The following is a 21468-nucleotide window of genomic DNA, read 5'->3' as shown; positions in this document are numbered from 1 at the left end:
CGGCGCGCGGTGTACGATGGCGGCATGCCTAACGCACGCGCCCCGCAGACTATCGATATGCAATCCACCGCCATTACCACCGATTACGTTTCCACTTTTTCCGGCAACCGCTTCTATCCGCTGCGGCCCCATATCGACCGGGTCGCCATCGAGGATATCGCCCACGGCCTGGCCTACCAGTGTCGTTTCAATGGCCAGACGAAAACCTTTTATTCAGTTGCCCAGCACAGCCTGATCGTTGCCGGCCTGGTGCCGCCGCCGTTGCGCCTGGCCGCGCTGCTGCATGACGCGGCCGAAGCCTACCTGGGCGACATGGTCAAGCCCTTGAAAGTGCTGATGCCTGAATTTGCCGCGCTGGAAGACCGGGTGACGGCCATTATCGCTGCCACCTACGGTATCGATTTTTCCGACTACGCCCCCATCAAGCGGGCCGACCTGATCGCGCTGGCGACGGAAAAGCGCGACCTGATGCCGCATTCGGCCGAGCGCTGGGCCTATCTTGACGGCATTGCCCCCTTGCCCGCTATAATTGTTGCCATGGACCCCAGTGAAGCGAAGCAGCGCTTCCTGCAGCGCTTCGAAGAATTGCGCGCGCCCCAGGGCCGCCAACCTGGCGCCGGCTTGTTGCGCTAAGCCACGGTTTTTGCACGGTTTTTTCAGATATCCACAGCAACTGTGGATAAAGTTGTTGATAAGCCCCTCTTGACAAGCCGCAACGCCAGTATTGGTGCGGGTTTCAATAATTTGCTGAATTCGCAGGCAATTTTTTTCCTGAATATAATCAATGACTTGCAAGGCAAGCTTTGCGCTGGCGCAGTAATTTTTTGTCCATGAGGAAAAATATATTTTCTGAGCATCAGCATCGGCAGGCAACGCGCCTGCGGCCGCCGTGCCCTTTGACAAAGCGCGCACACTGGCCTAAGGTAGATGCGGCGCGCACGCTCAACGCTGGGAAATGCATGAATACAGATACTGTAAAAACCGCCAACGCGGATGATGAAGCCGACTGGCTGGTCGACGAACCGCGCAGCGAAGATGACGACGATGCTGGCCAGGCCAGTGCGCAACCGTGGCGGGTGCTGATCGTCGACGATGATGTCGATGTGCACGTGGTCACCAAATTCGCCCTCAGCCAGGCCAGCTTCGAAGGCCGCAGGCTGAGCTTCCTGCACGCCTATACGGGCGAGGAAGCACTCACCTTGCTGCGCAGCACGCAGGACATCGCCGTGGTCCTGCTCGACGTCATCATGGAAACCCAGGATGCCGGCCTGCACGTGGCGCGCCAGATCCGCGAAGACCTGCACAACAGTGCGGTGCGCATTATCCTGCGCACCGGCCAGCCGGGCCAGGCGCTCGAACACCGCATCATCATCGACTACGACATCAACGATTTCTGGTGCAAGACCGATCTCACCACGCGCAAACTGTTTACGACCGTGATTTCTTCGCTGCGCACCTACGCCAGCCTGCGCGATGCGGAACGCCAGGTAGCCGACCTGGCGGCGGCGCTGGAACACTGCATAGACCCTGCGCGCTGAGTTTCCCACCCGCACTGGATGGGCATACAGCAGTATCAGCAGCGGCCGCTGGTGCTGAAAATTTCCTGATTCCTCCGCGCAATGACGCTAAGTGGCGGATTGTTAAGCGCTTTTTCAGATATCCACACGGACTGTGGATATCTTTGTGGATAAGCGCCTATTGACAGCCCTCAAAGCCACAGCCGGTGCGGCTTTCAATAAACTGCTCAATCAAGCAGCAGAAAAATTACCGAGCAAAATCAACGACTTGCAAACCCAAGCTTCATCGCCGGAAAATTATTTCCACTGTTTCACCAACTCATCATTTGTGTATAACTGAACAGCAAGCGGCAAGACACAATGCGCGAGTTAGCGCGATGGGGAATCTTCCTGGCTGGCCGCTGTCCAATCACTCAATCACCCAATCACCCAATCACCCTATGTGCCAACGGAGACTGCCATGCCCAATGCCAATCAGGATCAGAACCAGGAACAGGATCAAGACCGCAGCGCCAGCGACGATGTCAACCCTGGCGATATCGCCCCGCCCGACACCCCGGGCACCGGCGAAGACGTATGCACCCACTGCAATGGCGTGGGCACCATGCCCGATGGCCAGGTTTGCCCCATGTGCGCCGGCAGCGGCGTGGTGATCGCCGGCATCGGCGGCGGCTAGGAAGAGATGGACAAGGTGGGGCCGGCACGGCCATAATCGGCCATGACCGAGCACCACTCCCCCACCTTCGCCGATGACGCCAGCCAGCCACGGCCAGCATCCCGATCCGATCTGTTTTTCTCGTTTACCTGGCTGGCCCTGCAGGGCTTTGGCGGCGTGCTGGCCGTAATCCAGCGCGAGATGGTCGAGCGCAAGCGCTGGCTGACGCAGGAACAGTTCCTGGAAGACTGGGCGGTGGCGCAAATCATGCCCGGGCCAAATGTGGTCAATCTGTCGCTGATGGTGGGCGGGCGCTATTTCGGCTTGTCCGGCGCGCTGGCGGCGTTGGCCGGCATGCTGGCCGTGCCACTGCTGATCGTGCTGGTGCTGGGCGTGCTCTACACGCGCTTCGGTACCGACCCGCAGCTGGCAGGCGCCCTGCGCGGCATGGCCGCCGTGTCGGCCGGCATGATTGCCGCCACCGGCGTCAAGCTGGCCGCCGCGCTGGTCAAACACCCGCTGCCGCTGTGGCTGACCTTGAGCCTGGTGGTACTGGGCGTGCTGGCGGTGGCCGTGCTGCGCCTGCCGCTGGTCTATGTGCTGCTGGTGCTGGGCGGCCTGGGCTGCACACTGACCTGGCGCAGGCTGCCGCCATGAACCCGCCATTGCAACTGGTGCTGAGCACCTCCGACTGGCTCAGCCTTTTCGGCCACTACCTGATGCTGTCCCTGATGTCGGTTGGCGGCGCCATTTCCACCACCGCCGAAATGCACCGCTTCCTGGTGGAACAGCATGGCTGGCTGACGCAGGCGCAGTTCAACGAGTCGATCGCCATCGCCCAGGCCGCACCTGGTCCCAATGTATTGTTTGTCGCACTGATGGGCTGGAACGTGGGCATGAACGCCGGCAGCACCGCCGCCGCCTGCATGGGCGTGCTGGTGACCATGGTGGGCATCATGCTGCCCAGCACCACGCTCACCTACCTGGCCGCCAGCTGGGGCCACCGCAACCGCCACCTGCGCGGCGTGCGCGCCTTCAAGCAGGGCATGGCGCCCATCGTCGTCGCCCTGCTGATTTCCACCGGCATGATATTGGGCGGCGCCAACCATAATTTCACCACCGACTGGCCGATCTGGAGTTTGTCGGTGGTGGCCGGCCTGATTATCTGGCGCACGAAAATCCACCTGCTGTGGCTGCTGGCAGCAGGCGCCGTGCTGGGATGGTATCAATTGGTGTAGTCAGACCGCCAGATGCCGTTTGACATCCTCGCCATCCATCAGCTCCGCTCCACCGCTGGCCACCACGCTGCCGCGTGACAGCACGATGAACTGGTCGGCCAGTTCACGCGCGAAATCGAAATACTGTTCGCACAGCACGATGGCGATATCGCCGCGCTGTTTCAGCAGGCGGATCACGCGGCCGATATCCTTTATTACCGACGGCTGGATGCCTTCGGTCGGTTCGTCAAAAATGATCAGCTCCGGGCTGGCCAGCAAGGCGCGCGCGATCGCCAGTTGCTGCTGCTGGCCGCCGGACAAATCGCCGCCGCGCCGCGCAAGCATTTCCTTCAGCACCGGAAACAGGTCATACACCATCTCGTCGATGCGCGAGGCCTGGTGGCCGCTTTTCACGGCCATGCCCATCAGCAGGTTTTCCTCGACCGTCAGGCGCGCGAAAATATCGCGCCCCTGCGGCACATAGGCGATGCCCAGTTTGGCCCGCGCATGCGGCGACAGTTTGGTGATGTCGCGGCCATTGAACACCACCTTGCCCTGCGCCACCGGCAGCACGCCCATCAGGCATTTGAGCAAAGTGGTCTTGCCGACGCCATTGCGCCCCAGCAAAGCCAGGCATTCGCCTTTTTTCGCCGTCAGCGACACGCCGCGCAAGGTGTGCGAGGAGCCATAGTATTGGTTCAGTTGCGTCACTTCCAGCATGTTTATCTTCCCAGGTAGACTTCGATGACGCGCTCGTCGGCTTGCACTTCATCCATGCGCCCCTGCGCCAGCACCGAACCCTCGTGCAGCACAGTGACGATGCCCTGCTGGGCGATTTCCTTGACAAATCCCATGTCGTGCTCGACCACCATGATGGAATGCTTGCCGCGCAATTCATTGAGCAGCTCGGCCGTGCGCGCGGTTTCCGCGTCCGACATGCCGGCCACGGGTTCATCGAGCAAGATCAGTTGCGGCTCCTGCATCAAGAGCATGCCGATTTCCAGCCACTGCTTTTGCCCGTGCGACAGCAGCCCGGCCAGCCGCGCCTCGTGGCCATGCAGGCGGATCAGGCGCAAGATGGCTTCGATCTTGCCTTCCTGCTCGGACGACAGGCGCGCAAACAGGGTAGTGGCGACGCGCTTGTTCATCTTCATCGCCAATTCCAGGTTGTCGAACACCGTATGCTGCTCGAACACGGTGGGGCGCTGGAACTTGCGGCCGATGCCGGCGTGGGCGATCGCGTACTCGGTCATGGTCGACAAATCCATGGTCTGGCCGAACCAGGCCGTGCCGGAGGTGGGCCGCGTCTTGCCGGTGATCACGTCCATCATGGTGGTCTTGCCGGCGCCATTCGGCCCGATAATGCAGCGCAGCTCGCCCACCGAAATATCGAGGCTCAGCTTGTTGATGGCCTTGAAGCCATCGAACGACACGGTGATGTCTTCCAGGTACAGAATCGCACCGTGGGTGGTGTCGACGCCTTCGCCCTTGACCCTGGCATAGGAGGAACCGGCTTCGCCGCTGGCCATGCCAGGTACCATGCGGATGCTCATGCGGCCTCCTCTGCCACGACGGCGGATTTCTTGCGTTTCAACTTGGCCAGCACGCCAAGGATGCCCTGCTGCATGAACAGGGTGACGACGATAAACAGCAGGCCCAGCGCGAACAGCCACAGCTCGGGCAAGGCGGCCGTAAACCAGCTTTTCAGGCCATTGACGGTAAAGGCGCCCAGGATAGGGCCGATCAGGGTGCCGCGTCCGCCGACCGCCACCCACACCACCATCTCGATGGAGTTGGCCGGCGACATTTCGGACGGGTTGATAATGCCCACCTGCGGTACATACAGGGCGCCGGCAATGCCGCACAGCACGGCGGACAGGGTCCACACGAACAGCTTGAACCACAGCGGGTTATAACCGAGGAACATCAGCCGCGCCTCGCCGTCCCGCACGCCCTGCAGCACCCTGCCCAGCTTGGAGCTGACGATGGCGCGCGCGCCGATCAGCGCGCTGACCAGAAACGCCAGGGTCAACAGGAACAGCGCGGCCTTGGTGGCGGGCGCCGTCACACTATGGCCGAGGATGGTCTTGAAGTCAGTAAAACCGTTGTTGCCGCCAAAGCCGGTATCGTTGCGGAAGAACAGCAGCATGAAGGCATACGTCATCGCCTGCGTGATGATCGAAAAATAGACGCCCTTGATGCGCGAACGGAAGGCGAAGTAGCCGAACACGAAGGCCAGCACGCCGGGCACCAGCACCACCAGCGCCATGCAGTACCAGAAGTGTTCGGTGAAGGCCCAGTACCAGGGATAGGTCTTCCAGTCGAGAAACACCATAAAATCGGGCAAGGCGCTTTGATACTGGCCCCCGGCACCGATCGCGCGCATCAGATACATGCCGTGTGCATAGGCGCCCAGCGCAAAGAACACGCCATGGCCCAGCGACAAAATGCCGGTATAGCCCCACACCAGGTCGAGCGCCAGCGCGGCCAGCGCATAGCACATGAACTTGCCGACCAGGCCGACCGTATAGGCCGACACATGCAGCGGATGGCCTTCGGCAAACATCAGGTTAAAGATCGGCAGCAAGGCCGCCACCAGGGTGAAGGCGGCAATGGCCGCCCAGACGGGCCGCGAAAACAGGCCCTGCTTGACGCGTAGAGAGGTAATCATTCGACGCTGCGTCCCTTCATGGCAAACAGGCCCTGCGGCCGGCGCTGGATAAAGATAATGATGAACACCAGGATGGCGATCTTGGCCAGCACGGCGCCCGCCACCGGTTCGAGGAATTTGTTGACTTCGCCCAGGCCGATCGCTGCGATCACGGTGCCGGCCAGCTGGCCCACGCCGCCCAGTACCACCACCATGAAGGAGTCGACGATATAGCTTTGTCCCAGGTCCGGCCCCACGTTGCCAAGTTGCGACAGTGCCACGCCACCGAGGCCCGCGATGCCGGAACCGAGGCCGAAGGTCAGCATGTCGACCTTGCCGGTGGCGACACCGACACAATCGGCCATGCGGCGGTTTTGCGTGACGGCGCGCACGAACAGGCCGAGCCGGGTTTTATTGAGGATCAGCCACACGGCCACCACCACCAGCATGGCGAACACGATAATGGCGATGCGGTTGTATGGCAGCACCAGAGACCCCAGCACCGTCACGCCGCCCGACATCCAGGCCGGATTGGCCACTTCCACGTTTTGCGCGCCAAAGATGGTGCGGACAAGCTGCATCAGGATCAGGCTGATGCCCCAGGTCGCCAGCAGGGTTTCCAGCGGCCGGCCATACAGCCAGCGGATCACCGTGCGTTCCAGCACCACGCCGACCAGGCCGGCAACAAAGAACGCCGCCGGCAGCGCCGCCAGCAGATACCAGTCCTGCATGCCCGGCAAATACGCGCGGAAGAACAGCTGGCAAAGGTAAGTGGTGTAGGCGCCTATCATCAGCAGTTCGCCGTGCGCCATATTGATGATGCCCATCAGGCCGAAGGTAATCGCCAGGCCCAGCGCCGCCAGCAGCAGCACGCTGCCCAGCGACAGGCCGTAAAAGATATTGCCAACAAATTCAGTGCGCTGCACCCGTCCTTTTATTTGCCCGATGGTGTCGACAGCGGCGATGCGCACGGCTTCGTCGGGTTCGCCCGGCTTGCCGTCGGCACCCTTGTCGAGCATCGATTGCAGCGGCGCCAGCAATCGCGCATCGCTGCTGACGGCCAGGTCCTGCACCGCCTGCTTGCGCGTGGCCGCGTCCGGCGCATGCAGGTTGGCGCTGGCGATCAGCACCTGCAGCATCTGCCTGATCTCGCCATCGCTCTCCTGCGCCAGCGCCTTGCGGATCAGCGGGATTTGCGCCGGGCTGACGGCTTTTTGCAATTCCCGGGCCGCAGCCAGGCGTTCGCCGCGCTCCGGCGCCAGCAGTTTCAGGCCCGACAAGGCGCCTTCCACCACGCCGCGCAGGCGGTTGTTGACCATCACGCCGTCGATGCCGTCGGGCGTTGCTGCGCTCTTGCCGGTAGCCGGGTCATACGCTTGCGCGCCATCGCCTTCGACGATGAGCACATCGCCACCCGGGGTGGCATACAGGGTTTCGGCCTGCAGCGCCTGCAAGACGCGGGCTGCTTCCGGCGTGGCCAGCGCGGCGATTTGGCCGACAGCGGCAACCCGCGCTTCGGGGTCGTCGCCGGATAATGGTTTCAATAGCGTGGGGTCGATGGCGGCCTGTGCCAGCGAAGAAAGAAGCAGGCAGGCGAGGGCCAGCAGTTTGGGGAGGAGCTGCATGCGCATGGGTTCCTGGGTGGAAAAGCAACTATGTTGATGAGCTTCCTTACCCCAAAGGCAAGTTCCGGGGTCAGACCCGGCGGGTCTGACCCCAGCTCTTTGCCTGGGGTCACAACTAAGTTTCGACGCGCAAGCGCTTACAACTTCTGCTTCGCCTCATTACCCTTGATAAACGGGCTCCACGGTTGTGCGCGGATCGGTTCCCTGGTTTTCCACACCACGTTGAACTGGCCGTCGGCCTTGATCTCGCCGATCATCACAGGCTTGTGCAGGTGGTGATTGGTGGCGTCCATGGTCAGGGTAAAGCCCGATGGCGCCTTGAAGGTCTGGCCACCCATGGCGGCGATCACCTTGTCGGTATCGGTCGACTTGGCTTTTTCTACCGCCTGCGCCCACATGTGGATGCCGACATAGGTCGCTTCCATCGGGTCGTTGGTGACCACCGAGCCGGCGTTCGGCAGCTTCTGCTTGACGGCGTAGGCTTTCCACTTCTTGATGAAGTCAGTATTCACCGGGTTCTTGACGGACTCGAAATAATTCCATGCCGCCAGGTGGCCCAGCAAAGGCTTGGTGTCGATGCCGCGCAGCTCTTCCTCGCCGACCGAGAACGCCACCACCGGCACGTCGGTCGCTTTCAGGCCCGCATTGCCCAGTTCCTTGTAGAACGGCACGTTCGAATCGCCATTGATGGTCGAGATGACGGCGGTCTTGCCGCCGGCCGAGAACTTCTTGATATTGGCAACGATGGTCTGGTAGTCGGCATGGCCGAACGGCGTGTAGACCTCGCTGATATCGCTGTCCTTGACGCCCTTGCTTTTCAGGAACGCACGCAGGATCTTGTTGGTGGTGCGCGGATATACATAATCGGTACCCAGCAGCACGAAGCGCTTGGCGCCGCCACCGTCCGCGCTCATCAGGTATTCGACGGCAGGGATCGCCTGTTGGTTCGGCGCGGCGCCCGTGTAGAACACATTCTTTTCCAGTTCCTCGCCCTCGTACTGCACCGGGTAGAACAGCAGGCTGTTGAGTTCCTTGAAGACCGGCAAGACCGATTTGCGCGATACCGACGTCCAGCAGCCGAACACCACCGAGACTTTATCCTGCGCCACCAGTTGGCGCGCTTTTTCGGCGAACAGCGGCCAGTTCGAGGCGGGGTCCACCACCACCGGTTCCAGCTGCTTGCCCAGCACGCCACCCTTGGCGTTGATCTCGGCGATCGTCATCAGCGCCACGTCTTTCAGCGACGTTTCGGAAATGGCCATGGTGCCGGACAGGGAATGCAGTATCCCTACCTTGATGGTGTCGGCGGCAAACGCCGACTGCGTGTAGGCCGAGGCAACCAAGGCCATTGCGCCTGCTGCTGCCGCTTTCAAGATGATGCGTCGTGACATGTGGACTCCTGAGTGTGGATGGATAGTCGAGAGGGGCATACACAGGTGTTAAAGCAGATTGCATGCCAGCATTGACAGGTTCACCACATCAAGAAAGCGCCACGGTTTGGTGCGCCAGTGATTTTGTTGCACGAAAAAAACCCGGCTGCACAAGGACTGTGCAGCCGGGCTTGGCAAATGCAAGGCGCTGGTGCTTTACCTGTCAACGCCCTTGCGTGGTGCGCGCAAACGGCGCCAGCCTTTGCGCAGCAGCGGGAACAGGATGGCAAACGCCAGCAGCCATGGCAGCAGATAGGCGAGCGCCGTGATGCCGTTGGCAGCGCCCTCGGACAGGTTCTCGGTAAAATTGCCCAACGATTGTTTGATCGGGGACCAGAATGATTTCCGACCCTCGGAACTGATATCGATCGTCAGCAAGTCAGTATCGATGCGCTGCATCAATAGCGCATTCGCGGCAGTCGCCTGCTCCAGTTCCGTCTGCACGGTAGCCAGTTCCTTGGTCACTTTGATGAGCGCATCGACATCCTTGCTCGAACGCTGTTCCAGTTCCTGCAGCTGTGTTTGATACTGTTTCAGCATGGCCAGGCGCTTGCGGCTGTCCAGCACAGGGCGGCCCAGGTCTTGCACCTTGGTGCCCTGACTCGTCACTTCGCCCGCGCTGCCAACCAGGGACACGATCTTCTTGATGCCCGTTGGCCTGGCGCGCAAATTGATGCGCGCTCGCACTTCACGCCCACTGCTGATATTGGAATCGAGCAGCACGCAGGCGTTGGCGGTATCGGCCTTGCAGGCAGCGATCACCTTTTCATATAACGCAGCAACCTGGGCCTCGCTTGTTCCTATGTCAATATTATGTTCGTAAGCAAGCAACTGTTCTTGCCTGCCCTCTACTTCCTCGACAATGCGCGTCTCGACTGGATAATGTGGTCCTTCTTTCCCCGCACAGCCGGCCAGGACGATCAAGGCCACGATCGCAGCGGCTTTGCCCAGCTTGATAGAAAATTGCATGATTTCCTTTTTATTAATATGTAATTAGGTGCATTCTATTGCCAAGTGTAAATCATTGCCAACGCGGCGAACTCCCCCCGCTTTGGCCCTGCGCCGCTAACTGGTATCATGCGGGCAAACGCTGGCCTGTTCATCGGCACCAGCCCTGCAACACACCGCGAAGCGGCCACGCCACAGCTTTGCTTGAGCATGCGCCGCCGACGCCTAAATATAAGAGAATCCATCCATCATGAGCACACCAAATCATCCGTCGTTCTGGCGCCGCATCCCGCTGGCCTTTGGCGCTTTTTTCAGCACCCTGTCCGATGGCGCGTATGCCGCCCGCGTGGAAAAGCTGAACCTGCCTGAAGCAGCGCCAGTCGCGCCGGTCGCCCCTGCTCCCGCACCGGCTCCGGTGCCTGCCGCCGCCCCCGTGATCCTGAAAGAAGCCACGCCTGACGCCGCACTGCAATTGCTGGCACTGCTGCAGCGCGAAGCGCGCCTGATCGACTTTACCCAGGAAAACCTGGCCAGCCATGCCGACGCCGATATTGGCGCGGCCGCCCGTGTGGTGCACGAAGGCTGCGCCAAGGTCATGCGCGAGTACTTCAGCATCGAACCGGTGCGTTCGGAAAACGAAGGCAGCCGCATCGTGCTGCAAGAAGGCTTTGATCCGGCTACCGTGCGCCTGACCGGCAATGTGGTCGGCTCGGCGCCGTTCAAGGGCACCTTGAGCCACCGCGGCTGGCGCGCCTCCAGCGTGCGCCTGCCGAAACTGAACGACAAGCACGACGCGTCCATCCTGGCACCGGCCGAGGTGGAACTGTGAGCGCCTTGTATGCCATCGGCATCGACCTGGGCACCACCCACAGCGCGCTGTCGTATGTGAACCTGGGCCAGAGCGACGGCGAAAAATCCGTGCACGGCGTGCTGCAAGTGCCGCAGTTATCAAACCCCGGCACCCTGGAAGAACTGCCACTGCTGCCATCGTTTGTGTATCTGCCACACGCCGACGAAGTCGCGCCAGGCGACCTGGCCCTGCCTTGGGTCACCGAAGAAGCCGAGGCACCGTTCGTGGTTGGCGAAATGGCGCGCAGCCGTGGCGCCACCACACCGATCCGCCTGGTGTCGAGCGCGAAAAGCTGGCTGTGCCACCCTGGCGTGGACCGCCGCGGGGCGATTTTGCCAAACGATGCGCCGCCGGAAGTGGCGCGCATTTCGCCGGTCACGGCCGCCACGCGCTACCTGACGCATTTGCGCCAGGCCTGGGACAACGCGCACCCTGAAGCGCCGTTTGCGCAGCAGGAAATCACCGTCACGATACCCGCCTCGTTCGACCCATCGGCGCGCGAGCTGACGATGGAAGCGGCGCAGGCGGCAGGCTACAGCAATCTGACCCTGCTGGAAGAGCCGCAAGCTGCCCTGTACAGCTGGATCCAGACCAGCGAAGGGCGCTGGCGCAAGGACGTCAAGCCGGGCGACATCATCCTCGTGGTTGACGTCGGTGGCGGCACCAGCGACTTTTCGCTGATCGCCGTGCTTGAACGCGACGGCGTGCTCGAACCGCACCGCGTCGCCGTCGGCGAACATATCCTGCTCGGTGGCGACAATATGGACCTGGCGCTGGCGCACCTGGTGGCGCGCAAACTCGCCACCAATGGCACCCAGCTGGACGCCTGGCAGATGCGCGCATTGACCTACGGCTGCCGCAGCGCCAAGGAAAGCCTGCTGGCCGACAGCGGCATGGACAGCGCGGCGATCGTGGTGCCAAGCCGTGGCTCGAAACTGATCGGCGGCTCGATCCGCACCGAACTGACGCGCGCCGAAGTATCGACCTTTATTCTCGATGGCTTCTTCCCGCAGGTGGAAGCGTCGAGCCGCCCTGCCGCGCGCACACGCGCCGGCTTGACGCAACTGGGCCTGCCGTATGCGCAGGACGCGGCCATTACGCGCCACCTGGCGGCATTTTTGGGCCGGCAAGTTGGCGCCACCGCCGAACTGGAAGGCTTTGAAAGCCGCCAGTCTGGCGAGGCCAGCTTCTTGCACCCGACCGCCGTGCTGTTCAACGGCGGCGTATTCAAGTCCGACCTGCTGGTACAGCGCATCATGGGCGCCGTCAACGACTGGCTGTACCTGGAAGGCGCGGAACCGGCACGCATGCTGGCCGGCGCCGACCTTGACCTGGCGGTGGCGCGCGGCGCCGCCTACTACAGCTATGTACGGCGCGGCCATGGCGTGCGCATTCGGGGCGGCACGGCCAGTTCCTTCTATGTGGCGATCGAGTCGGCGATGCCGGCCATCCCCGGCATGGAGCCGCCGATCCAGGCCCTGTGCGTGGCGCCGTTCGGCATGGAAGAAGGCAGCGAACTGGAACTGCCGGGCCAGCAATTCGGCCTGGTGGTGGGCGAACCGGTGCACTTCCGTTTCTTTGCCTCGTCGACCCGTCGCAATGACCAGATCGGCGACCTGCTCGACTTCTGGGGTCCCGAAGAACTGCAGGAACTGAGCGAGATCCAGGCCACCCTGTCAGCCGAAAACCGCCAGGCCGGCGACGTGGTGCAAGTGAAACTGCATGCACGCGTGACGGAGGCGGGAACGCTTGAGCTTTTGGCTGTATCGCCTGACGGCGCCGAGCGCTGGAAGGTGGAATTCGACGTGCGCGGCACAGTACAGTAAATGGCCAAGGCCAAGGCTCCGGTTTCTTATCTGGTCGGCATCGACCTGGGCACCACCAATACGGTGGTCGCATATGCTGACGCCAGCGATACGGCATCCGGCATCAAGCTGTTCGAGATCGAGCAGCTGCTGGCGCCGGGCGAAGTGGGGCCGCGCGCCCTGCTGCCGTCCTTGCGCTACCACCCGGCCGAAGGCGAGCTGGCGCAGGACGAACTGCGCCTGCCCTGGTCGGCACCGGACGTCGCTGGCGTAAATAACGCCGTCACGGGCACGCTGGCGCGCGTGCTGGGCGGCCAGGTGCCGGGCCGGCTGGTGGCCAGCGCCAAGAGCTGGCTGTCGCATGCCAATGTCGACCGCCACGCGCCCATCCTGCCGTGGGGCGCCGAGGGCGATGTAGCGAAGGTCTCGCCGGTGGCCGCCAGCGCCAGCTATCTGGCCTATGTGCGCGCCGCCTGGAATGCGCGCTTTCCCGAGGCACCGCTCGAGCGCCAGGAACTGGTACTGATGATACCCGCCTCGTTCGACGAAGGCGCGCGCGCCCTGACCCTGGAAGCGGCCAGGCTGGCCGACTTGAATACGCTCAAGCTGGTGGAAGAACCGCAAGCTGCTTTTTATGACTTTTTGCACCGCCACCGCGACGACTTGCCGACGCAGCTGGCGCGCACGCGCCGCATCCTGGTGGTTGACGTGGGCGGCGGCACCACCGACTTCAGCCTGATCGATGTCGATCTCGATGAACAGGGCGAACCGCAGTTCACGCGCAGCGGCGTGGGCAACCATCTGATACTCGGTGGCGACAATATGGATCTGGCGCTGGCGCATCTGGTGGAAACGCGGATGTCGGCCGGCCTGGACGGCGGCATGAAACTGTCGGCCGCACGGCTGTCGCAGCTGATGGAGCGCTGCCGCGCCGCCAAGGAAGTGCTGCTGTCCAGCGATGCGCCGGACCGGGCGACGGTCACCCTGCTCGGTTCAGGTTCGCGCCTGATTGGCGGCACGCGCTCGGTCGACCTCACGCGCGAGGAAGTGGCCAGCATGGTGGTCGACGGCTTTTTCCCGCTGGTGGAAGCGTCCGACACAGCCAGGAAGGGCCGCGCCGGCATCGTCGAATTTGGCCTGCCCTACGCCCAGGATGCGGCTATTACGCGCCACCTGGCGAGCTTTTTGCAGCAGCATCCGGGCGAACTGCCCGACACCTTGCTGCTGAACGGCGGCGTGTTCCGCGCCGACGCGCTGGCGCGACGCCTGGCCGACACGCTGACGCACTGGCGCGGCGCGCCAATCACCGTGCTGCACAACGATAACCCCGACGTGGCGGTGGCGCGCGGCGCCGTCGCCTATGCGCTGGCGCGCCGTGGCCAGGCGCCGCGCATCGCCGGCGGCTCGCCGCGCAGCTACTTCCTGGTGCTGGGCGACGCCGGCAAGGATCAGCGCGCCGTCTGCATCCTGCCGCGCGGTGCAAACAGCGGCGAGGAAGTCCGCCTGCTTGAGCGCCGCTTCGCGCTGCGCCTGGGGCGGCCGGTGCGCTTTCACCTGGCGTCATCCACAGGCGAAACCGGCACGCCGCCGCAGTTGGGTGACCTTGTCGACTTGGGCGACGGAGACTTCGTGCGCCTGCCGCCGCTGGCCAGCGTGCTGCACGATCCCGACCACCCAAACGACAAGCGCGAAATCACGGTGCAGCTGGCTACCGTAATGACCGAAGTAGGCACGCTGGAAGTGCACTGCGTGGCCGAGGAACAGGCCAGCTTGCGCTGGCTACTGGAATTCCAGCTGCGCGACGAGGAGGACATGGACAGCGAGGTATCGACCGTCGCGCCGCGCGTAAAAGAGGCGGTCGACAAGATCGAGCGCATTTTCGGTGGCAAGGCGCAAAAAGTCACGCCGAAGGAAGTGCGCCAGCTGCGCCAGCACCTGGAACAGGGCCTGGGCGGGCGCGAAGGCTGGGATACCGCGCTGCTGCGCCAGCTGTTCGACGCCCTGCTGCAGCGCAATCGGGGCCGGCGCCGCTCTGCCGAACATGAGCGCGTGTGGCTGAACCTGGCCGGCTGGTGTTTGCGCCCCGGCTACGGCGACGCGCTCGATTCCTGGCGTATCGAGCAGTTGTGGGCCATGTTCGACAGCGGCGTGCAGCACCACAAGGACAGCCAGGTCTGCGCTGAATGGTGGACCCTGTGGCGCAGGGTCACCGGTGGCCTGGACCCCAGCCAGCAGCTGCGATTGCTCGACGACTTCGCCTTCAACCTGCAGGCCGATGCAGCCCAGCGCGGCAGCCGCCCAGTCACGCTGGTCAACGGCAGCGACGACGACATGCTGCGCCTGGGTGCCTCCTTGGAACGCATCCCCGGCAGCTACAAGGCCGAAGTGGGCGCCTGGTTGCTGAAACGGCTGGAAAAACCGAAAAACCGGACCGACGCCGGCGACGCACACAGCCTGTGGGCGCTGGCCCGGGTCGGCGCGCGCCAGCCTTTCCATGGCAGCGCGCATGAAGTGGTGGACGCCGAAACCGCGTCGGCATGGCTGGACCGGCTGCTGGCGCTGGACTGGAAAAAAACCGAAGCGGCCGCCTTTGCCAGCGCCCATATCGCGCGCATGACGGGCGACCGCTCGCGCGATATCGGCGATGCGCAGCGGACCACGATTATTGCCAGGCTCAAGGGCGTCGGCGCGCCCGAGAACTGGGTGGCGATGGTGCGCGAGGTAGTGCAGCTCGACGAGGCGGCTACCCGCCGCATTCTCGGGGAGGCACTGCCGCCGGGATTGAAGCTGCTCACCTGACACGCAAACGTCCATGATCATCGTCTTCGACGCCCAGTGCCTGCTGTGCAACGGCTGGGTCAAGTTCCTGCTGAAACATGACCGGCGCGCCGTGTTCCGCTTTGCCGCCATGCACAGCGAGGCGGGCAAAACCTTGCTGGCTGGCGCGGGGCTGCGGATCGATCGTCTGGAAACCTTGCTGCTGGTCGACGGCCAGCGCAGCTGGCAACATACGGCCGCCATCCTGCGCGTGCTGCACCAACTGGGCTGGCCATGGCGGCTGGCGTGGCTGTTCTGGCTGGTGCCGGCCCCTCTGCGCGACGGGCTGTACCGGCTGATTGCGCGCAACCGCTACCGTTTGTTTGGCCATGCCGATGCATGCCTGATGCCGGCCAAAAATGACGCGCACCGCTTCCTCGACTGAGTAAATCGTCGGCAACAGGCGGCTTGACCGGTGGTCGGATTACGCGGCGCGGCGCGCCGCAAATCCGACCTACACCAGCGCAATGATGAACAGAATGACCGCCAGCGGCGCCTGCACCAGCACGATGCCCGGATGGGTGCGGCGCAGCTGGGCCCAGACGTTCAGGCCCGGCACTTCTTCGTGCGGATGGTGCGCTTCGTCGCGCAGCGACATGGCGTGCAGGAACATGCCGGCGATCAGGGGGCCGGGATTGACCCACCAGCCCTGCTCCAGCAAGCCGTGCGACAGGTAGACGGCCAGCACGCCGATCAGCACCGGCGAAGCCCACACCACGGCCAGAATAACGCGGATGCCATAGAACTCGGCCAGGGTGCCCATCTGGTGCAGCCTGCCGATATCATGGTCTTCCATGCGCTTGTCGATCGCCAGTTCGGCGCGGCCATACAAGGTCCACAACCCACCGAACAAACAGCCCAGCAGGATGCCGATAAAGATATCGGCCGCGAACACCGCGTATTTGTTGACGTCGGCCGTGCCGATGCCCAGCGAGGTGTGGGCGGCCGCATGCAGGTGCAGGCTGGCCTGTTCGCCTTCGGCCGTGGTGTAGCGGTCGCGCACATCATACGTGCTGCCGATATACACCACGTTCTTGCGCAGGGCGTTGTCCGCCACTCCCGCCTTGCCATCGATCAGTTTGACACGCGTGCGCGTGGGGTCGAGGAATTCCGGCGCCACGGCCGTCGGGTGGAATGGTGCGGTGACGGCGTTCTGTTCCTTGGCATCCTTGGCGTCGCCATGGATCACTGGTTCGAACGCCCAGCGGGCCAGTTCCTTTTCGCTGTTGGTACGCCTGGCCAGTTGGCACACGCGGTCGGCCAGCGCCACCACTTCCTTTTGCTCGGACAAGACGGCCGGAATCGGCTGTTTTTGCTCCTGCTCCTTGACGCCATGCGCCAGCTCGAAGGCGACAGCGGCCAGCACCGGGCTTTTCACTTCGATGCGCGTGACGGCGCCCATGCGCTCGCGGATGCGGGCGCTGGCGAAATGCACGCCAGCGGCGCAGCGTTCGCGTATCCACGGCAGGTTGGCGTTCTGGTCCGACTGTTCGGGCAGGATCAGCACCAGTTGCTGGCCGCCCTGGGCAAGCTTGTCGAGCAGGCTGTCGAGCGGACGTTCGCCTGCCTTATGCTGTTCATACACGGCCGGCGCCAGGTCCAGATCGATCGCCAGCACCTTGCTGCCGCGCGCGGCCGCGCTGGCGATCAGCTGCTCCAGGCGCGAGCGCTCCAAAGGTTCGCGCTCGTCGAACACCTTTTCAAACGCGGGCTGGTCGATCTCGATAATGCCGGGCCGGTATTTTTCGCCTTGATCGGTGCGTTCGCGCACGATCTGTCCGTGCTCGGCGCTGGCGCGCAGCATGGCCGCATCGAGCCATTCGAGCACATGAAAACCTTCCAGCATCAGCATCACGGACGCGATCAGGGTTGCGCCGATAATATGGTGCAGCAAATGCGTGCCCGTCAGCTTGAAGGCGTGGCCCACTTGCACAAAGGGCCACAGCAGGCGTTTTCCCAAACTCAGCCTTGGCGGCGGTGGCGGTGCGGCGTGGTCGTCGGCATTCATGGTGTTTCTGTCTTTCCGAAGCTTGCTTCTTGATTAATAGTTAGTAACGACAAGAATATAGTATTGCAATAGTGCTCAGAGGCAGCGCACCTTTGGCGCGCACCTTGGCATCCTATGCTGCGCCGCAGGATGCGCGCCGCGCCGCTTCATGCTACAAACAGCACATAAAAAAGGAGACCGCCATGCCCTATGTGCGCCAGACTACGCATCTCGACCGGGTCCGCAACCTGATCGCCGGCCGCATTGCCGATCCCGCAGGCGCTGCTGACGTGGCGCGCCTGGCTTCTTCCTACCGCCGCTCGCTTGACGACTACCGGCTCGACCCGGCTTCCACCACCGGTCCGCGCATATTGACCGGCGGCGAGCTGCGCGCGGTCCAGCAGGCCGAGGAAGGCTTCTTGCGCTCGACCGGCCAGTGCCTGCCGCGCCTGCACGCCATGGTGCGCGAAGCGGGCTACTGCGTGATCCTGGCCAATGCGCACGGCGTGACCATCGATTACGTGGTCGACCAGGAACAGCGCAAGCATTTCAAGAAGGCCGGCCTGTATCCGGGTTCGTGCTGGTCCGAAAACGAGGAAGGCACTTGCGGCATCGCCTCGGTGCTGCTGGACCATGAAGCGATCACCGTGCACAAGACCGACCATTTCCGCGCGGCGTTCACGGGCTTGACCTGCAGCGCGGCGCCGATCTTTTCGCCGCACGGCGAGTTGATCGGCGTGCTCGATGCCTCGGCCCTGGCCTCGCCCGACGCACGCGACAGCCAGCGCCTGGTCAGGCAGCTGGTGCGGCAAAGCGCGACCGTGATCGAGGATGGCTTTTTCCTGAAATCGTACAGCCACTGCTGCATCGTGCTGGCGCACCGCAACCGCCATTTCGTCGAAGTGCAGCCTGAAATGCTGCTGGCCATCGATGAACATGGCGACGTGGTGGCGGCCAACCGTTGCGCGCGGCAAGTCATCCCCGCCCTCGATGCCCTGCCGCGGCCCGTGGGCGACGTGCTGGAAGTGCGTGCCGAACGCCTGTTCGATGCGCGAGCGGGACAAAACCTGCTGTCGCTGCGCGTGGCTGGCGCCGGCAACTGGTTGCACGCACGTGTGCGCGCTCCCGTGAAAACGGCGTCCCTGCGCAGCCGCCTCAAAAGCGTCCAGCAAGCACCGGCTCCCGACTACACGAACGAGGAAGTGGCCGAACGCACGCGCATCGTGCAGGCGATGACGCAATCGAAATGGCGGCCATTGACCGCAGCGGCCATGCTGGGCGTATCGCGCGCCACCCTGTACCGGCGCCTCAAGCACTTCGGGATCGTGCCGCCACACAGACAATAGCTACTCCGGTCCGGTGAGACTTTTGTCTCATGGCCGCTCGTGCTGCAATGCGCAATGCGGGCTCCGATCGTGCGTGATACAACATCGTCAGCGGTGCAGTGAACCTGCAAACCGCATTCCATCATCACGACATGAGGAGACACAATGACGACCAATCCACATCAACATATGGTGGCTGCCCTGCTGGAGCAGCTTGAAGGGGCCTTGCGCGCCGGCGACAACGACGGCGCAGCGCAGCTGTTCGAAGAAGACGGCTACTGGCGCGACCTGGTGCTGTTTACCTGGAACCTGAAGACCCTGGAAGGCCGCGCACAGATCGCCGCCATGCTGGCGTCCCAGCTGTCCAGCGTGCAGCCGGTCACCATCCGTATCGCCGACGGCGAACAGGCCAGCGAGGCGGCAGGGGTCACGCAATGCTGGATCACGGTGGAGACCAGTCTGGCGCGCGGCGTGGGGTTTGTGCGCATCCGCGAGGGCAGGATCTGGACCCTGCTTACCACCATGAGCGAGCTGAAAGGCTTTGAAGAAGCCAAGGGTGGCCGCCGGCCGATGGGCGCCGAACACGGTGCGCACACCAACCGCAGCAGCTGGCTGGAGCAGCGCGAGCGCGAAGCGGCCGAACTCGGCTACGGGCGCCAGCCGTATTGCGTGATCATCGGCGGCGGCCAGGGCGGCATCGCGCTTGGCGCCCGCCTGCGACAGCTGAACGTACCAACCATCATCATCGAAAAAAATGCCCGCCCCGGCGACAGCTGGCGCAAGCGCTACAAGTCCTTGTGCCTGCACGATCCGGTCTGGTACGACCATATGCCGTATATCCCTTTCCCCGATAACTGGCCCGTCTTCACGCCGAAGGACAAGGTTGGCGACTGGCTGGAAATGTACACCAAGGTCATGGAGCTGAACTACTGGGGTTCGACCACCTGCGAGTCGGCCAGTTTCGATGACGCCACCGGCGAGTGGACCGTCAAGGTGGTGCGCGATGGCCAGCCGGTCACCTTGAGCCCGAAGCAGCTGGTGCTGGCCACCGGCATGTCGGGCAAGGCGAACATGCCCAAATTCAAGGGCATGGACGTATTCCAGGGCGAGCAGCAGCACTCGTCGCAGCATCCGGGACCGGACGCCTATGTCGGCAAGAAGGTGGTGGTGATTGGCGCGAACAATTCGGCCCACGATATCTGCGCGGCACTATGGGAAGCGGGGGTGGACGTCACCATGGTGCAGCGCTCGTCGACCCATATCGTGAAATCCGATTCGCTGATGGACCTGGCGCTGGGCGACCTGTATTCCGAACGCGCGCTGGCAGCCGGCATGACGACGGCCAAGGCCGACCTGACGTTTGCCTCGATCCCGTACAAAATACTGGCCGACTTCCAGAAGCCCGTGTTCAAGGCGATCCGTGAGCGCGACGCCGACTTCTATGCGCGGCTCGAAGAAAAAGGCTTCATGCTGGACTTCGGCGATGACGACTCAGGCCTGTTCATGAAATACCTGCGCCGTGGTTCCGGCTACTACATCGACGTCGGCGCCTCCGAGCTGGTGGCCGACGGCAAGATCAAGCTGAAAAGCGGCGTCGGCGTGACCGAGCTGAAGGCGCATTCCGTGGTGCTGACGGACGGCACCGAACTGCAGGCCGACCTGGTGGTGTATGCCACCGGCTATGGCTCCATGAACGGCTGGGCAGCCGACCTGATCTCGCCGGAAGTGGCCAACAAGGTGGGCAAAGTCTGGGGCCTGGGCTCAGCCACCACCAAGGACCCTGGCCCATGGGAAGGCGAACAGCGCAATATGTGGAAACCGACGCAGCAGCAGGCGCTGTGGTTCCATGGTGGAAATTTGCACCAGTCGCGCCATTATTCGCAGTATCTGTCGCTGCAGCTGAAGGCGCGGATGGAAGGGCTGGACACACCCGTGTACGGGCAGCAGCAGGTGCATCACCTGTCGTAACCGCAAATTCACGACAGGCGAAAAAAATGGCGGCGGACCATCGGCCCGCCGCCATTTTTTCAATTCAAGACAATTACTCTTTGACCGATTCGATCGCAAACGTCAGGGTCACTTCATCGCTGACGGCTGGCGCATATTTGCCGGCATTGAATTCCGAGCGCTTGATCTGGGCCGTGGCGTTGGCGCCGCAAGCGTCTTTTTTCAGCATCGGGTGCGGTGCGCAGTTGAACGAGGTGACGGTCAGGGTAACTGGCTTGGTCACGCCTTTCAGGGTCAGGTTGCCGTCGACGGTGGCCAGCTTGTCGCCCTTGAAGTTGAACTTGGTCGACTTGTAGGTGGCGACCGGAAACTTGGCGGTGTCGAGGAAGTCTTCGCCCTGGATGTGGGTGTTGAACAGGGTCGAGCCGGTATCGACCGATTTGGTGTCGATCAGCACTTCGACCGAACCGGTCTTGGCGGCGCGGTCCAGGGTGATCTTGCCGGTGGTGTTATTGAAACGGCTTTGCTGGGTCGAAAAACCCATGTGGCTGTATTCAAAACGCGGGAAGGTGTGGCTGCCATCGATGACATACACTTCCGGTGCGGCAAAGGCGGACAGCGAGAAGCCGGCGGCGGCGATAAAGGCGAGCAGTTTTTTCATGTTCAATTCCTGAAAGTGTGGATTAAGGTAAAAC

At 62.9% G+C, this 21468-nt stretch carries 20 protein-coding genes; 12 read left to right on the top strand and 8 right to left on the bottom strand.

Annotation, left to right across the window (positions count from 1 at the left end; all coding sequences use genetic code 11):
• Positions 1 to 57 precede the first annotated feature (57 nt).
• The 6 genes from AC0Z42_RS27255 to AC0Z42_RS27230 all read left to right on the top strand — a co-directional run bounded on the left by AC0Z42_RS27255 (position 58) and on the right by AC0Z42_RS27230 (position 3410).
• Complete coding sequence (locus AC0Z42_RS27255; RefSeq protein ID WP_485471204.1) at positions 58 to 633, top strand: phosphohydrolase; 576 nt, start codon at positions 58 to 60, stop codon at positions 631 to 633.
• Between the two features lie 326 nt (positions 634 to 959).
• A complete protein-coding gene (locus tag AC0Z42_RS27250; RefSeq protein WP_485471203.1) occupies positions 960 to 1538 on the top strand; it encodes a response regulator in 579 nt (192 codons plus the stop codon).
• 145 nt (positions 1539 to 1683) lie between these two features.
• Complete coding sequence (locus tag AC0Z42_RS27245; RefSeq protein WP_485471202.1) at positions 1684 to 1857, top strand: hypothetical protein; 174 nt, start codon at positions 1684 to 1686, stop codon at positions 1855 to 1857.
• 120 nt (positions 1858 to 1977) lie between these two features.
• Positions 1978 to 2193 (top strand): hypothetical protein, encoded by a 216-nt coding sequence (locus tag AC0Z42_RS27240; RefSeq protein WP_485471201.1) that lies wholly within the window; start codon positions 1978 to 1980, stop codon positions 2191 to 2193.
• 42 nt (positions 2194 to 2235) lie between these two features.
• Complete coding sequence (locus tag AC0Z42_RS27235) at positions 2236 to 2829, top strand: chromate transporter (RefSeq protein WP_485471200.1); 594 nt, start codon at positions 2236 to 2238, stop codon at positions 2827 to 2829.
• Positions 2826 to 3410, top strand: coding sequence for a chromate transporter (locus AC0Z42_RS27230; protein WP_485471199.1), 585 nt, complete (start codon positions 2826 to 2828; stop codon positions 3408 to 3410). Before AC0Z42_RS27235 ends, AC0Z42_RS27230 begins: the two co-directional genes overlap by 4 nt.
• Here the strand turns inward: AC0Z42_RS27230 and urtE are convergent, their stop codons facing one another.
• The 6 genes from urtE to AC0Z42_RS27200 form a co-directional block, all read right to left on the bottom strand.
• The gene (gene urtE / locus AC0Z42_RS27225; RefSeq protein WP_485471198.1) at positions 3411 to 4109 is read right to left on the bottom strand and encodes an urea ABC transporter ATP-binding subunit UrtE; all 699 of its coding nucleotides are present in this window, start codon (positions 4107 to 4109) and stop codon (positions 3411 to 3413) included. It lies immediately after the preceding gene.
• Between the two features lie 2 nt (positions 4110 to 4111).
• Positions 4112 to 4942, bottom strand: a complete 831-nt coding sequence (urtD, locus tag AC0Z42_RS27220) for an urea ABC transporter ATP-binding protein UrtD (protein ID WP_485471197.1) — start codon at positions 4940 to 4942, stop codon at positions 4112 to 4114.
• A complete protein-coding gene (gene urtC / locus AC0Z42_RS27215) occupies positions 4939 to 6060 on the bottom strand; it encodes an urea ABC transporter permease subunit UrtC (protein ID WP_485471196.1) in 1122 nt (373 codons plus the stop codon). The genes urtD and urtC overlap by 4 nt, the downstream gene beginning before the upstream one ends.
• On the bottom strand, positions 6057 to 7664 hold the full coding sequence (gene urtB, locus AC0Z42_RS27210; protein WP_485471195.1) for an urea ABC transporter permease subunit UrtB: 1608 nt from the start codon (positions 7662 to 7664) through the stop codon (positions 6057 to 6059). Before urtB ends, urtC begins: the two co-directional genes overlap by 4 nt.
• 137 nt (positions 7665 to 7801) lie before the next feature.
• Positions 7802 to 9055, bottom strand: coding sequence for an urea ABC transporter substrate-binding protein (urtA, locus tag AC0Z42_RS27205; RefSeq protein ID WP_485471194.1), 1254 nt, complete (start codon positions 9053 to 9055; stop codon positions 7802 to 7804).
• Positions 9056 to 9250: 195 nt separating this feature from the next.
• Positions 9251 to 10063, bottom strand: coding sequence for a DUF4349 domain-containing protein (locus AC0Z42_RS27200; protein ID WP_485471193.1), 813 nt, complete (start codon positions 10061 to 10063; stop codon positions 9251 to 9253).
• A gap of 229 nt (positions 10064 to 10292) precedes the next feature.
• On the opposite strand from AC0Z42_RS27200, the gene AC0Z42_RS27195 reads away from it, so the two are divergent.
• The 4 genes from AC0Z42_RS27195 to AC0Z42_RS27180 are packed head-to-tail and all read left to right on the top strand — an operon-like array spanning position 10293 to position 15899.
• Positions 10293 to 10871, top strand: coding sequence for a DUF2760 domain-containing protein (locus tag AC0Z42_RS27195; RefSeq protein WP_485471192.1), 579 nt, complete (start codon positions 10293 to 10295; stop codon positions 10869 to 10871).
• Positions 10868 to 12718 carry an Hsp70 family protein gene (locus AC0Z42_RS27190; protein ID WP_485471191.1) on the top strand — a complete coding sequence of 617 codons (1851 nt, stop codon included), beginning with the start codon at positions 10868 to 10870 and terminating at the stop codon, positions 12716 to 12718. Before AC0Z42_RS27195 ends, AC0Z42_RS27190 begins: the two co-directional genes overlap by 4 nt.
• Complete coding sequence (locus tag AC0Z42_RS27185) at positions 12719 to 15496, top strand: Hsp70 family protein (RefSeq protein WP_485471190.1); 2778 nt, start codon at positions 12719 to 12721, stop codon at positions 15494 to 15496.
• Between the two features lie 13 nt (positions 15497 to 15509).
• Entirely contained in the window at positions 15510 to 15899 is a 390-nt protein-coding gene (locus tag AC0Z42_RS27180; RefSeq protein ID WP_485471189.1) for a thiol-disulfide oxidoreductase DCC family protein, read from the top strand.
• A 69-nt stretch (positions 15900 to 15968) separates the two neighbouring features.
• Here the strand turns inward: AC0Z42_RS27180 and AC0Z42_RS27175 are convergent, their stop codons facing one another.
• Positions 15969 to 17522 carry a CHASE2 domain-containing protein gene (locus tag AC0Z42_RS27175; protein ID WP_485471188.1) on the bottom strand — a complete coding sequence of 518 codons (1554 nt, stop codon included), beginning with the start codon at positions 17520 to 17522 and terminating at the stop codon, positions 15969 to 15971.
• Between the two features lie 182 nt (positions 17523 to 17704).
• On the opposite strand from AC0Z42_RS27175, the gene AC0Z42_RS27170 reads away from it, so the two are divergent.
• On the top strand, positions 17705 to 18847 hold the full coding sequence (locus AC0Z42_RS27170) for a sigma-54-dependent Fis family transcriptional regulator (protein ID WP_485471187.1): 1143 nt from the start codon (positions 17705 to 17707) through the stop codon (positions 18845 to 18847).
• Between the two features lie 144 nt (positions 18848 to 18991).
• On the top strand, positions 18992 to 20794 hold the full coding sequence (locus tag AC0Z42_RS27165; protein WP_485471186.1) for an NAD(P)-binding domain-containing protein: 1803 nt from the start codon (positions 18992 to 18994) through the stop codon (positions 20792 to 20794).
• 73 nt (positions 20795 to 20867) lie between these two features.
• On the opposite strand, the gene AC0Z42_RS27160 is transcribed toward AC0Z42_RS27165, so the two are convergent.
• Positions 20868 to 21434 carry a YceI family protein gene (locus tag AC0Z42_RS27160; RefSeq protein WP_485471185.1) on the bottom strand — a complete coding sequence of 189 codons (567 nt, stop codon included), beginning with the start codon at positions 21432 to 21434 and terminating at the stop codon, positions 20868 to 20870.
• Between the last annotated feature and the right edge of the window lie 34 nt (positions 21435 to 21468).

The sequence above is a fragment of the Janthinobacterium sp. 1L-D-8-B-C4 genome (assembly GCF_057291295.1).
The sequence above is the reverse complement of the archived record's forward strand: the minus strand, read 5'-3'. Positions and strand labels throughout refer to the sequence as shown.